A 14,104-nucleotide genomic window follows, 5' to 3' on the forward strand; every position below is an offset into this window, starting at 1 on the left:
TAACGCGTACAGATAAGTCTCAGGCATATATTCCATGATATGGAATGTGTCGAAAATTGTTTAGATTTCTGTTTTAATCCCCTAGATTGTCCCATAATTGTCCCATAGATGAGAATGGAAGGTTCGATTGTTTAACTCGAAATCTATCCCAAACACGAAAAAAAAGGACTGACGAAGATCGTCAGTCCTTGGATCAAGAGGATTCCTGTTCTCAGTTCAGCCTAACCTGCGAACGCATCCGCATGCGCCCGCTCATAATTGGCGAACTTGTTAAAGTTCTTCAAGAACACCAACTCAACGGTCCCTACTGGGCCGTTCCGTTGTTTCGCTATGATGATTTCGATAATGTTCTTCTTCTCGGTTTCTTGGTTGTAATAATCGTCCCGGTACAGGAACGCTACGATATCGGCGTCCTGCTCGATGGAACCCGATTCCCGAAGGTCAGACATCATCGGACGCTTGTCCTGCCGCTGCTCAACGCCCCGGCTTAACTGAGACAAGGCGATCACGGGCACTTCCAGCTCCCGGCCAATTTGCTTGAGGGTCCGGGAGATTTCCGAGACCTCCTGCTGCCGATTCTCGCCGGGTTTGCCCCGGCCTTGGATCAGCTGCAGGTAGTCGATCACGATCATGCCCAGACCGCGTTCCTTCTTGAGCCGGCGGCATTTCGCCCGGATATCCGCCACGGTTACGCCAGGGGTATCGTCAATATAAATCTCCGCTTCCGACAAGGCCGCAATCCCCATCGTCAGCTTCGCCCAATCGTCATCGCTCTTGAAATCCCCGGTCCGCATTACGCTGGCATCGAGGTTCGCTTCGGCGCAGATCATCCGCTGCACCAACTGAGCTGCGGACATCTCCAGACTGAAGATGGCCACGGTTTCTTTCGCGCGTACGGCGACATTCTGGGCAATGTTCAAGGCAAACGCCGTTTTACCTACGGAAGGGCGCGCCGCAACGATAATCAAGTCACTGCGCTGGAAGCCCGCCGTCATGCGGTCCAAATCAACGAACCCGGAAGGAATCCCGGTGGTTGTCCCGCGGTTCTGATGCAGCGTCTCAACGCGCTCGAACACTTCCATCAGCACATCGCGAATCGGGATAAACCCGCTGCCCGAACGGCGGTTGGAGATCTCCAGAATACGTCGCTCGGCATCGCTCAGCATGTCGGCCACATCTTCGCCGCCGGCATAACCGTCGCTGACGATTTGCGTAGCCGTACGAATTAAGCGCCGCAGCATCGATTTCTCTTCGATGATCCGCGCGTAATAATCCACGTTGGCTGCCGTCGGTACGGCATGAGCCAGCTTGGCCAAATAACTGACGCCGCCGATCTCCTCCAGCTCACCGCGGTCCTTCAGCTTGGCAGTTAACGTCACAAGGTCAATCGGCTTGCCTTCCTCGCCGAGTTGAACCATCGCTTCAAAGATTAATTGATGAGGCTTATCGTAAAAATCCTCGGTCCGCACCCGCTCCATCGCGGTAATAAGTGCCTCCGATTGCAGCAGCACTGCCCCGAGTACCGCCTGCTCTGCTTCTAGATTTTGCGGGGGGATCCGGTCAAAAAACAGATCGCCGCTCATCTTATTCCTCCGTCACTTGAACCTTCAACGTCGACTTCACTTCGGGATGCAGCTTCACCGGCACTTGTGTTACGCCCAGCGTCCGGATCGGGTCATGCATTTCAATTTTGCGTTTATCCAGCTTCACGCCGGCTTTCTCCAGCGCTTCGGCAACCTGCTTGCTCGTAATCGCACCAAACAAGCGGCCGCCTTCTCCGGCTTTCGCTTTCAGCTGCACGGTCATCTCCTCCAGCTTCTTGCCGAGTTCGATGGCCTCTTCCTTCTCCTTCTGCTTCCGCTTCTGCTCCGCTGCTGTTTGCTGCTCCAACGTCTTCACATTCCCTTCGGTGGCCGGACGCACCAACCCCCGGGGAATCAGGAAGTTTTGCGCATACCCTTCGGAGACGTTTTTGATTTCTCCCTTTTTCCCTTGACCTTTGACATCTTGCAAGAAGATCACTTTCATTCGAACAACCCCTCTTCCTTCTCTATTTCATCCAGCACGGCGAGCAGTTTCTTCTCTGCTTCCGCCTGGGTGCCTTCCAATTGAACAGCTGCATTCGTTAAATGTCCGCCGCCGCCCAGCCGCTCCATGACCACCTGCACGTTCATGTTCCCCAGCGACCGGGCGCTGATGCCAATTAAGCCGTCTGGCCGCTCGCTGATCACAAAAGACGCCAGGACGCCGGTCATATTCAGCAGCGTATCCGCGACTTGAGCAATTAACATCTGTGGAATTTTGCGATTCGGCTCCGTCACCGCCAAAGCGATATGCCCGTGTATCATTCGGGCATGCTTGATGATATCGGCCTTGGCGATGTACTCCTGCAAATCTTCCTTCAACAATCGCTGCACCATCACCGTGTCCGCTCCATTTCGGCGGAGGAACGCTGCGGCCTCAAACGTCCGCGAGCCGGTATGAAGCGCGAAATGCTTCGTATCGACGGTGATGCCTGCGAGCAGCGTCGTCGCTTCCAGAGGGCTCAGCTCCACCTTCTCGTGAATGTACTGCAGCAGCTCGGTGACGAGCTCGCAGGCTGAGGAAGCATAAGGCTCCAGGTAGACGAGCACCGCGTCGGTTACAAATTCCTCGCCGCGGCGGTGGTGGTCCACGATGACGACGCGGCTTGCTTCTTCCACAAGCCGAGGCTCCATCGTCATGGAAGCCTTATGCGTATCGACAAGTACGAGCAGCGTGTGCTCGGTCATCAAATGCATGGCTTGCTCCGGCGAAATAAACCGCCGGAGCAAGGTCTCTTCTTTGCCGATGCGCTCCATCAGGCGCTCGATCGCCGGGTTCGGGCCATCCAGTACAATGTGGGCCTCGACCTTGTACATATCGGCAGCCTTCAGCACGCCGATGGAGGCGCCGATCACGTCGAGGTCCGGCACGCGATGGCCCATGATGATGACGCGGTCGCTCTCCTGCATCAAATCGCGCAAGGCATGCGCGATGACGCGGGCGCGGACGCGCGTCCGCTTCTCTATGGCGCCGGATTTCCCGCCATAGAACGAGAGCCGCTGACCGGCCTTGACTGCGGCCTGGTCGCCCCCGCGGCCGAGCGCCATATCCAAGCTGGACTGGGCGAGTTCGCCCAGCTCACTGAAGCGCTCGGCGCCAAAAGCGAGGCCGATGCTGAGCGTAATCGGCACCTTCAGGTCCGCGGTCATTTCGCGGACCTCGTCCAGAATGACGAACCGGCTCTGCTCGAGTTCGTCCAGCGATTTCTGATTCAGAATCATCAGATATCGCTCAGAGGACAGTCGCCGCAAGTACACGCGGTACTGTTTGGCCCATTCCGTAATCGCCGTCGCCACGCGAGCGATTAAGGCGGTGCGCTGCTGGTCGTCCATGCCCTGGGTGGCCTCATCCAGATTGTCCAGCAGCACGATCCCCAGCGCAGCCCGTTCGTCTTCGTACCGTCTGCGCAGTACCGCCAGCTCCGTCATATCATGGAGATAAATGATGCGCTCGTTCGCATCGACGGTAAGCTCATAGTAACGCTCCCCGACCATGACTTCTGCCGTGGTCCGAGCGCCCGCCGCATCCTTCTTGTCCCGACTTGGCAAGGGGAGCTGCGGCAGCAGCTCGGACAGCGGTTGGCCCACGACGGAATCTTTGTCGTACATGCCAGCCACGAACTGATTATGCCACTCAACTGTCCGTTCTTCGCTATACAGGATCAAACCAAACGGAAGCTTACTGACAGCCTCGCCTTCCACCCGTTTGATCCGGTAATTCAAATCGGTCACGTAGCGAATCAGCTCTTGGCGGAACTGCCGCTCCGCCCGCAGCATGCTGAAGGTCAGCACACTCACGAGACATAAGCAAACCAGTCCCAGGATCCAATTAAAGAAGGAGACGAAGATGACGAGCAGCAACTGGAGCATGAACATCCATACGGTCTGGTAACCGTACCAACGTTTTTGCAAAACATTTGGCATGCCTTCTCACCCTATCGTCTTGGTCTCGTAATCATATCCCGCAGCGGGAATGCAATGTCCAAAATCCCCACGATTCGAAGCGGCGGAATAAACAACAGCGCTACAATGAGCAGAATCGGAATCACCGGATTCCACTTGCGATGGTAGGCGGCAAAGAAGAAGAAGCTTGCCGTTTGCACCATGAAGAGAAATTGCAGCAGCGGCATCAGATTCAGCACAATCGTGCCCAAGAATCCTTGGCTTACTGCTTCTCCGCCAAACCACTGCAGCAATACGCCGATCAAATAGTACCAAATCAGCGAACGCGGCAACCGCCAATCACGGATCGGCGGCATCTTCGGCACCGCATGACCCAAGCTGGACAACGTAGGCCGGGAGATGGCATGGGCTACTGCAGCCATGAGCAGTGAGCAGACGATCATCGTAAAGGGAATCATCCGCACCGTCAAGCTGGAGAATTGCTGGCTCATCTCTGGCGACCAGACAATGGTGCCAGTCAACGAGCTGTCAGCGACATTCGTGAACGGAGCCATCGCCGCATTCACCAGGTCCTCAATCGCATTCGCCAGATTAAAGTTGAAGAAGACGGTGCTGATCAACAGTACCAGCAAAAACTCCAGCAAAATGGTGCCGGCTCCCGCCATGACCGTGCGGAACGCCGGGCTTCTTTTCTTATATAAATAGCCCATCACGATCGAAGGAACAATAAAATAGACGGCCTGCAACAAGATCAGCGGGCCGAAGATCAATGCAACCGCCAGCCAGACCACCGCGACGTGCACAAGAAACGCTCTTGTCGACAAGGTGGTGTACAGCAAAATACCCGGCACGATCAGAAAAAACATCGTGATCACGGTCAGCGGAGTTGCAAGTGACAACAGAAGCAGCAAATATACGGCGCTCCAGGCCACCGATGTCCAGCGTAACTTCAAATGGGTTCACCTCTTAGACATATGTTCTTCCAGGGTAGAAATATCTTGATACCAATCCTCGAGCTGGTGACCCTCCTGCTTATGTTTTCTCAGTTTCTCCAAGATACTGTCATCCATATCCCGATAGGAAACACCGAGTCTCCGCCCCAAAATATAACTGCTGACGATAAGGCTGGCAAGACTGTCCGTTACCCGTGTCGTGCTGCCTTCCCATAATGCCTTAAACAAACGGGATACGTGATCGACTACTTCCGTTTTGAGCCATTCAATCACTTTGGCACGCTTGGCTACATCCATTTCCCTTTGCATCTCGGACAGCTTCGACCCTCCCCGAAAAAAGCTTTATTCTTCATTATAGCATATAGCAAACGCGACAAAAGACGCAAACCTTTAGGATTTATTGGGTTTGTGCCGTATTTCGGGTCACGAACTTCTCGCAATATTCGATGATCTGACTACGCCGCACGATCCCAATAAACCGGCACCGGTCATCGACAACCGGCACGAAGTTCTGCACCTTCGCCAGATTAATCAAATCCTCCATATCGGCATCGATTCGTACCGGCTTGATGTCCATCTTCAGCGGCACGTCCTTCAGGAGAAATTTTGAAGCGGTCTCAAAAGTAATCTTGCCGCTCGAATTTTTCATGTGCCATAATAAATCGCCTTCCGTGACCGTACCGACATACACCCCATCGTGATCGATGATCGGCACGGCCGTATAACGGTGATACTCCATACGCTCCAGCGTCTGGCGTAACGTGGACTCCAACGTCATGGTGACCACGTCATTTTTCGGAAGCAGAAAAAACGCTATATTCATGAGAACGAAATCCTCCTCATCCTTTCATTCAGACTCCCCTATTTGATACGTTTCGAAACCGAAGTTGTTCCAGAACCGGCGGCATGAAAGCGGCAGCCGGTACTCCGGACTGCCGTTGTCTGAAATCAGGGTATATTCACATTATAATCTAAGGTATGATGCCCCACGATCACTCATTCTTGCTCGTATTTGCCGCCGTTCCCTGCGCGCCGTTTTGCCCCGCATCTGTCTTCTCTGCATCACGGGATTCCGGAAGGATCAATTCAAACGCCTCCGTATCCGGGTTCAGCCAATTGTCGATCATCTCTTTGGCGAAATCAACATCCTCTTCATTCGCTTTATCATAATAAACCCCATTGATCCGAATGCCTTTGCCTAAAATCGTAAAGCCGCTAATTTGCGGAGAAGTATCTCCCAACAAGACCTTCTTGGACAATTCGATGATTTGGCTTGGCGGCAAGTCGGTCTTAAAATTATCCCCCATCAGGTTGATTAATTCAGGGATTTTTGTCACTTGGTTCAGCTTTAACATCCGGTTCACCATGGCGTTCAGGAACACCTGATGTCGTTTTGTCCGGTTAAAATCACTGTCTTCCCGATAACGGACGAAGTTGAGCGCCTCCGTACCGTCGTACAACGGTTTATTTGCCTTAATCGTAAACTTCTCATGATCCGCTTGTTTATTGACAATATCCTTCGTAATCGGCAGCTCTACACCGCCCAGCGCGTCCACGATGTCACGCACCCCTTGGAAGTTCACGGCTGCATAGTAATCCACCGGATAGCCGATGAAGTTCTCCACCGTATCCTTGGCCATCTTCTCCCCGCCAAACGCATACGCATGATTAATCTTATCTTCCTTACCCTTGCCGACGATCTCGGTATACGTGTCGCGCGGGATGGAGATCAGCAACACCTTGGCATCCTCCGGACGCACCACCGCATAGATCATCGTATCGGAGCGAGCGGGCTCGTTATTCCGTTGATCCACACCTAACAGCAGAGTGCTGAATGGCTTCATCTTCTCTTCCACCGGCTCCAGCGGACGGGGCTCTTCCCCTTCAATTGGCGAATACGAGCGTTCCAACGTCTGCTCAACTTTGCCTGACAGGAACAAGTCAAAGGCCATCACGGCAAGCGGCTTGCGGAACAAATATCCCCCGGCCCCCGCCACCAACAGAACTATGAGTACAATCCACGCGATTTTCTTGCGTTTATTCTTCGATTTCATCTTCTTTCTGCTACGACGTTCGATCATGGTTTTTTACGCCTCCATCGCCATTCTGGTTGATTTCCTTCTCTATCTGCCATATCACTACGTTTTTACTCATCCTTGCTTAACTTATCTATCATTTTTCAAAACAACTCTACCGCTTTGTACTATAACACATCGAGGAAATCGGGTACAACAATGCGGGATATGTAGATGCTGGTCTACTAACCAATGAAGCTTGGACGAAAAAAGAAGGGAGGCCCGCTCCTACCGGAGATCGGACCTCTACCGTCATGAACCAGCCTGTTTTTTTGCGAGAAGGCGTCTGTTTAAGCCAACACGGTCTCCGGTTGCAACGGGAAGTGGCAGGCCACTTGGCGTCCGGGAGTTGCCTCAATCAATGGCGGTTCCACCTTGGCGCATTGCTCCTGGGCAAACGGACAGCGGGTGTGGAAGCGGCATCCGGAAGGCGGATTTGCGGGAGAAGGAACATCCCCCTGTAGCACGATCCGTTCCCGCTTCCGACCTGGCGTCGGCTTTGGAATGGCCGACAATAAAGCGGCTGTATATGGATGCAGCGGAGAATTGAATAACGTCTCCGTTTCTCCGACCTCTACCAGCTTACCCAAATACATGACGCCGACCCGATCGGAGATATGCCGAACGACGTTAAGGCCATGGGCAATGAAGAGGAACGTCAATCCGAGCTCACGTTGCAGCTTCATCAACAGGTTAATGACCTGTGATTGCACGGACACGTCCAGCGCCGATACCGCCTCATCCGCGACGATAAACTTCGGATTCAGAGCTATTGCCCGGGCAATACCAATCCGTTGCCGCTGACCGCCGGAAAATTCGTGCGGATAGCGATTGCGCCGGCTGGCATCCAGCCCTACCAATTCCATGAGCTCCACGACTCTAGCATCTATTTCCTTGGAAGATAGGTTGCGATGAACGCGTAAAGGTTCGCCGATGATGTCTTTTACTAGAAAACGAGGATTTAGGGAACCGAACGGATCCTGGAAAATAATCTGCATCTCTTCCCGAAGCTTCCGCAGCTCTTGCCCCCGTAAAGAATGAATGTCCCGCCCCTGGTAGATGACTTCTCCTTCCGTGGCTCCTTGCAAGCGAAGAATGACACGTCCCAGCGTTGACTTGCCGCAGCCGGATTCTCCGACGAGCCCGAAGGTCTCCCCTTTTCGAATCGCTAAGGATACGTCATCTACCGCTTTCACTTGACCAACGACCCGGCTGAGCAAGCCTTTATGAATCGGGAAATACTTCTTAATCCCGCGGATATCTACCAGAATCTCATCGGACTTCAAACCGCTCGGTCGCTTTACTTCTACATTCGCCGTTTCTGTCGTCATGCGGGTTTCACCTCATCTCTGCTGCTGTGGTCATCGCTTTTGCTTACCGGCTTATCCTCATAGAGCCAGCAGGAAGCGCGATGATCTGCTCCGATCATAAACTCCGGTGGTTCCTTCTGCCGACAAACCTCCTTCGCATGCGGGCAGCGGGGGTGGAACCGGCAGCCGGAAGGCAATTGACCGATTGGCGGGATTGTCCCCTGGATCGTGTACAGTTCTCCTCCCCGTTCCCCTTCAAATCCAGGGATCGATTGGAGCAACCCTGTGGTGTATGGGTGACTGGGTTGATTGAAGATATCTTCCACTGGACCTTCTTCAACGATCGCCCCCGCATACATAACAGCGACCCGATCTGCCATTTCCGCAGCTACGCCCATATCATGGGTAATCAGCAGAATGGACATGCCGAGCTCGGCCTGCAGCTTCCGCAGCAAATCAAGGATTTGCGCCTGTACCGTCACGTCCAGCGCGGTCGTAGGTTCGTCAGCAATCAACAGCTCTGGGTTGCAGGCTAAGGCAATGGCAATGACGACCCGTTGGCACATGCCGCCCGACAATTCATGGGGATATTGCTTGGCGCGAATTTCCGGCGCAGGGATGCCTACGAGCTTCAACAGGTTAACAGCCATATTCCAAGCCTCATCCGCATCCTTATTCTGATGCAACCGCAAGCTTTCGGCAATCTGTTCCCCTACCGTAAATACCGGGTTTAACGCCGACATGGGATCCTGAAAGATCATCGCAATTTGGTTGCCGCGGATCTGCCGCATCTCTTCCTGTTTCTTGGTGGCTAAATCCTGACCTCGAAACTTAATGCTGCCATCCATGATCACTCCGCCGGCATAATCAATCAGCCGCATGATGGCGAGTGAGGTCACGCTCTTTCCGCTCCCCGATTCACCAACTAAGCAAACCGTCTGTCCCTTTTCTATGGATAACGAGATCCGGTCGGTCGCTTTCACAACCCCATTTTCCGTTAAGAAGCCCGCCGTCAGTTTCCGGATTTCGAGAAGTTTCTCCGCCATTTTGCCAGCCTCCTCCGGGATTTATTCAGATTCTGTCTTGGATCCAGCGCATCGCGGATGCCGTCCCCGATGAAGTTCACCGCCAGAACGACGATCAAGATGCATAAGCCGGGATAAACTGCCTGCATTTTATCAACGAGCATAAATTCTTGCGCATTACTTAACATCAATCCCCAGCTTGTTGCCGGTGGTTGGATGCCTAAACCAAGGTAAGACAAAGCCGATTCGCTCAAAATCGCCGAACCAACCATCAAGGTTGCGTTAACGATAATCGGAAACGTAGAGTTCCGTAATAAATGACGGAAAATAATGCCTGTATTCGATACCCCGATGGCACGCGCAGCTTCAACGTATTGCATTTCCCGCAATTGAAGGAAATTCCCGCGCACCAACCGTGCAATACTCATCCAGCTGGTAAAGGCCAAAATCATAATCATATATTTCATATCCGACCCAAAAATCGCCAGTACCAAAATGTTAAGGAACAACGTAGGTACCGAGTTCATCACATCGACGATCCGCATGAAGACCGTATCGACCCATCCGCCGAAATAACCGGATAACGCACCGATAATCGAACCGATGATGACCGAAGCTACGGCGACGGAAAAACCAATTAATAAGGAAATTCTTGCACTATACAGCAGTCTTGTGAACACGTCACGTCCTAATTCATCCGTGCCTAACAGGTGCCCATCGGTCCCTGCTGGGAGATTCGGGAACATCAGATCGATCTTGGCCGGATCATACTTGGTAAGCCAAGGGGCAAAAATCGCAGCCAGAATAAAAATCAGTAACACGACTAACCCTGTCATTGCATAGGGATTATGCGAGAATTTTCTCCATAATAGGCCCCAAGGACCCAGCGGCTTCTTGGCTGGAAGTGCAGCTACCGCATTCTGGGGATCCGATGCATGACTTGGTTCAGGAGTTGGCACGTCGGGAGATGTTCCCGGCGATATCGTTACCTTGAGATCACTCATGCAGCTTTCGTCCCCTTTCCACCCAATTTAACCCGTGGATCTACAATGGCATATAAAATATCCGCGAGTAAGCTACCAAGGATAACCATAACCGAAGTAACGATCGTAATCGCCATCAGAACAGAATACTCCCGTGCCGTAGCCATCTCGACATAGAGGCGCCCCATCCCCGGCCAGTTAAACACGTTTTCCGTGAGGGCAGCGCCGCCGACAAGCAGCGGTAAATCCAGTCCTAAAATGGTGATGATCGGAATAAGCGCATTCCGTAAGGCGTGTCGGAACACAACCTTTCTTTCCTTAACACCCTTTGCCCGAGCCGTGCGGATGTAGTCCATTTCAAGGACCTCCAACATACTTGCACGGGCATACTTAATATAAGAAGCAAGGAATCCTAACGATAATACCGTGATGGGAAGCACTAGATGCAGTAATAGGTCAAGCAGGCTGTCTTCCTTCCCCCTGGAGTGCATGTCCGATAGGGGAAGCCAATCGAGGCCTAGTGAGAACCACTGTTGCAAAAGTATACCGAACCAGAAGGTTGGCATCGCAAATCCGATATAAGAAATAAAGGATGCCGTTTGATCAGATAATCCATATTCTTTTGTACTGTTATAAATGCCCCAAGGGAGCGCTATAATCAAGGTTAACAACCAAGCGGAGCCCATTAAAACGAATGTATTCCCGATACGAGGCCACAATAAATCCGCAACTGGCAAATGGTTTTTGAACGTATATCCTAAGTCACCTTGCAGCAAGTCCCCAACCCACCGGAGATATTGAACGGGTAAGGGTTTATCTAGACCGAGATTATGTTTTTGCTGCTCGAATGCTTCCGGCGATAAACCCGGAGCAAGGAAGACTTGCGTTGGTCCCCCTGGAGCGGCATGGATCAGCAAAAACGTCACGACGGTGATCAAGAAAATGACCAAGACCGATTGCAGCAAGCGACGGATCAGATATTCTGTCATCTTTTATCCTCCTAAACATAGTTAGGTATAGAACCACAGGATAAAAATAGAGCTTGAAAGGGAGAAGGAGAAAGAGAATACTCCCTTTCCCCCTCCTGCGGTTCTATTTCCTGTATCCGCTCTTCTTCTTATTCCGTTACCCACCAGTTGATCAGATGGAAGTAGTATCCGTAGCCCAACGATGGTTCTGGACGGTCTTCTTCTTTCCAATGAACTCTTGGACCCGTACCGATGGCGTTACCATATTGATAAAGGAAGACATATGGCAAGTCTGTAGAGATTTCCTTCGCCAGTTCCTTATAGATCGCTTGACGTTCCGTTTGATCAACTGTGGAGTATCCGTCTACCCACAATTGGTCGAGCTTTTCGTTCTTATACCAGCCGGTGTTTTGACCTGCCGGCGGGAAGTATTTCGAGGAATAAATGCTTTCTGCATCCGGATCCGGGTTGTTCAGAGACCATGCCAACAAAATGGCTTGATACTTACCTGGGTTGACGTTCTGATCGATCCATGCGGCAAAGTCGATGCCTTTAGGCGTAACTTCGATACCAACATCTGCTAAGTTTTGCTGGATAATCGCAGCCACTTGTTCACGGCGGCTGTTACCGGCGTTATATTGCAGTTCGAAAGAGAAGCGGTGACCGTCTTTCTCAAGGATCCCGTCTTTGCCAGGAACCCAACCGTCTTCTGCCAGCAATTGTTTTGCTTTCTCCGTATCATAGTTATAGTTGACAGCAGCATCCTTCGGATCCGCCCAAGTGTCCGGCAGGAACGGAGCGTTCATCAGCGCACCGACACCTTTCAAGACATTATCAACCATCCCTTGACGGTTAATTGCGTATGCAATCGCCTGTCTTGTCTTTTGACTTTGGAACAAACCGTAGTTGTCCGGGAAGTTCTTCGGATCGAAGTTAAACCCGACGTATTCGTAAGTCGGACCCGGTTTTTGGATGACGTTAATATCCTTATTCGATTTAACAGCTTCAACCTGCGTCACCGGAATGGCGCTGATATGGTCTGCATCACCTTTCAACAAGGCTTGAACTTGGGTGTTTTGGTCGGCATAAATTTTATAGATGACTTGATGAATATGCGGCTTCTGCGTACCCCAGTAGTTTGGATCGAGATCCAACGTGTGGCTTTCGCCTTGTTTCCATTCTGTCCACTTCCATGGCCCGTTCGTTACGGTTTTCGATGGATCTGTACCATATGGATGTTGTTGAAGTTCCTTCACAGGAACATCCTTCAACACATGATAAGGGACCAAATCGGTAACCAGCGTATATAAGAACGGAGCGTAAACGGATTGCAACTTAATGTTGACGGTCAAATCATCCACTTTTGTAACGCTCTCTACCTTATCGAAGGAGCTGATCGCTGGGGAACCCGTTTCTGGGTTACGAATCGTATCAAATGTAAATACGATGTCGTCGGCCGTTACCGGCTGCCCGTCACTCCATTTTGCGGTATCTTTCAGCTTCACGGTATAAGTTAAACCGTCCTCAGAAATTTGTGGAGGCTCGGCTGCCAAAGACCAAGGCTCGACAACTACATTTCCTTCACGGTCTAGATCGTACAGTTTGGAGAAAAGGAACTGCTCCACATCTCCGGAAGAAGTATCACCAATAAAGATAGGATTTAAAGTAACAATATCCGAAAAAGTTGAAAGGACAATTGTACCTCCGTCTACCGGCTCATCTGCCGATGGTTCTGTTTCCGGTTCCGTTGTGTTTTCTGGAGTTGTGTTGTTCTCTGTCGGAGTCGGCGAATTGGAAGCTGTGTTATTGGTACTGCAACCTGCAAACAAAATACCTACGAGAGATAAAATAAGTAAGATGGACCATAATCTTCTCTTCTTTGCCACCATGTGAGTTGACTCCTCCTTGTTTAATTGTTGAGAACGTGCAGTTCGCCATGCCTTTCCTCTTGCCAGGATGTTCCTTTCGACCTCCCCCTTCATCACTCTCTAGTTGCTTCTCACAGTGCGTAATCCTGGACAAAACAACTCACTTACGCCCCTATGGCTCTATCTCCCCATGACTTATACCCTAAAAACAGAGACACAACGTCAGCCGTTTGTAACAAAGTGTGACATAGGTTTGATATAAACCATCGGTTAATAAGCATCTTAAGCCGGTCCCTATCAGGGATATGCACCAGTTCAATTATTGATCATAATACATGTGAAAATATCTTACGTCAATAATTTTTTTAAACGTTTGTTGGCCCCTAATTAACCCTGATTTACTAGTATTTTATAGAAATAATTAATATAAAGCGTTTACAAAAAATTTAACGTTAATTTTTCTTACTCACACTTTACTGTTTATGTTAACAATTTTCGAGTTTATTCTATTTTTCTCGTCATATATCGACGTTATTTTATATCGATTCACTTGGATTTTACCGAATGCGAAGCTCTATGACTTAAGTCCTTTTTGTATAGAAACAAAAAAACAACCGAACCTTAGGGTTCGGTTGTTTTGCTAGCTGATTACGCTTATTCCGTTGTGTATGGAAGCAATGCGATTTGACGGGAGCGTTTGATCGCGATCGTCAAAAGGCGTTGGTATTTCGCGCTAGTGCCAGTTACACGACGAGGCAAAATTTTGCCGCGCTCGCTGATGAATTTCTTCAACAGCTCCGTATCTTTATAGTCAATGTGAGTAATTTTATTCACAGTGAAGTAGCACACTTTACGACGTTTGTTGCGGCCGCCGCGGCGAGCCGGTCTTTTGTCGTCTCCGCCTTCTCTTTGCTTGAAGCTCATGCTTTTCAGTCC

The 14,104-nt window shown here is 50.9% G+C and carries 13 protein-coding genes; all 13 read right to left on the reverse strand.

The window, feature by feature from the left end:
- Window positions 1–221: 221 nt before the first annotated feature.
- The 13 genes from dnaB to rpsR all read right to left on the reverse strand — a co-directional run bounded on the left by dnaB (window position 222) and on the right by rpsR (window position 14,092).
- Window positions 222–1,583: a replicative DNA helicase gene (gene dnaB, locus C812_RS20465; protein ID WP_009223372.1), complete on the reverse strand. Its 1,362-nt coding sequence runs from the start codon at window positions 1,581–1,583 to the stop codon at window positions 222–224.
- 1 nt (window position 1,584) lies between these two features.
- Window positions 1,585–2,028, reverse strand: coding sequence for a 50S ribosomal protein L9 (rplI, locus tag C812_RS20470; protein WP_009223371.1), 444 nt, complete (start codon window positions 2,026–2,028; stop codon window positions 1,585–1,587).
- Entirely contained in the window at window positions 2,025–4,007 is a 1,983-nt protein-coding gene (locus C812_RS20475) for a DHH family phosphoesterase (protein ID WP_016314557.1), read from the reverse strand. The genes rplI and C812_RS20475 overlap by 4 nt, the downstream gene beginning before the upstream one ends.
- Window positions 4,008–4,018: 11 nt before the next feature.
- Window positions 4,019–4,939 carry a DUF2232 domain-containing protein gene (locus C812_RS20480; protein ID WP_016314558.1) on the reverse strand — a complete coding sequence of 307 codons (921 nt, stop codon included), beginning with the start codon at window positions 4,937–4,939 and terminating at the stop codon, window positions 4,019–4,021.
- A 6-nt stretch (window positions 4,940–4,945) separates the two neighbouring features.
- Window positions 4,946–5,248 carry a MazG-like family protein gene (locus tag C812_RS20485; RefSeq protein ID WP_028539295.1) on the reverse strand — a complete coding sequence of 101 codons (303 nt, stop codon included), beginning with the start codon at window positions 5,246–5,248 and terminating at the stop codon, window positions 4,946–4,948.
- Window positions 5,249–5,336: 88 nt separating this feature from the next.
- Complete coding sequence (locus C812_RS20490; protein ID WP_016314560.1) at window positions 5,337–5,762, reverse strand: CBS domain-containing protein; 426 nt, start codon at window positions 5,760–5,762, stop codon at window positions 5,337–5,339.
- Between the two features lie 169 nt (window positions 5,763–5,931).
- Window positions 5,932–7,020, reverse strand: a complete 1,089-nt coding sequence (locus C812_RS20495) for an LCP family protein (RefSeq protein ID WP_016314561.1) — start codon at window positions 7,018–7,020, stop codon at window positions 5,932–5,934.
- A gap of 284 nt (window positions 7,021–7,304) precedes the next feature.
- Window positions 7,305–8,345: an ABC transporter ATP-binding protein gene (locus tag C812_RS20500; RefSeq protein ID WP_016314562.1), complete on the reverse strand. Its 1,041-nt coding sequence runs from the start codon at window positions 8,343–8,345 to the stop codon at window positions 7,305–7,307.
- Window positions 8,342–9,370: an ABC transporter ATP-binding protein gene (locus tag C812_RS20505; RefSeq protein WP_016314563.1), complete on the reverse strand. Its 1,029-nt coding sequence runs from the start codon at window positions 9,368–9,370 to the stop codon at window positions 8,342–8,344. The genes C812_RS20500 and C812_RS20505 overlap by 4 nt, the downstream gene beginning before the upstream one ends.
- Window positions 9,337–10,353: an ABC transporter permease gene (locus tag C812_RS20510; protein WP_016314564.1), complete on the reverse strand. Its 1,017-nt coding sequence runs from the start codon at window positions 10,351–10,353 to the stop codon at window positions 9,337–9,339. The genes C812_RS20505 and C812_RS20510 overlap by 34 nt, the downstream gene beginning before the upstream one ends.
- Entirely contained in the window at window positions 10,350–11,321 is a 972-nt protein-coding gene (locus C812_RS20515; RefSeq protein WP_016314565.1) for an ABC transporter permease, read from the reverse strand. Before C812_RS20515 ends, C812_RS20510 begins: the two co-directional genes overlap by 4 nt.
- Window positions 11,322–11,449: 128 nt before the next feature.
- A complete protein-coding gene (locus C812_RS20520; protein ID WP_009223361.1) occupies window positions 11,450–13,189 on the reverse strand; it encodes a peptide-binding protein in 1,740 nt (579 codons plus the stop codon).
- 633 nt (window positions 13,190–13,822) lie between these two features.
- Window positions 13,823–14,092, reverse strand: coding sequence for a 30S ribosomal protein S18 (gene rpsR / locus C812_RS20525; RefSeq protein WP_009223360.1), 270 nt, complete (start codon window positions 14,090–14,092; stop codon window positions 13,823–13,825).
- Window positions 14,093–14,104: the final 12 nt, after the last annotated feature.

It is taken from the genome of Paenibacillus barengoltzii G22 (assembly GCF_000403375.2).
Lineage (GTDB): Bacteria > Bacillota > Bacilli > Paenibacillales > Paenibacillaceae > Fontibacillus > Fontibacillus barengoltzii.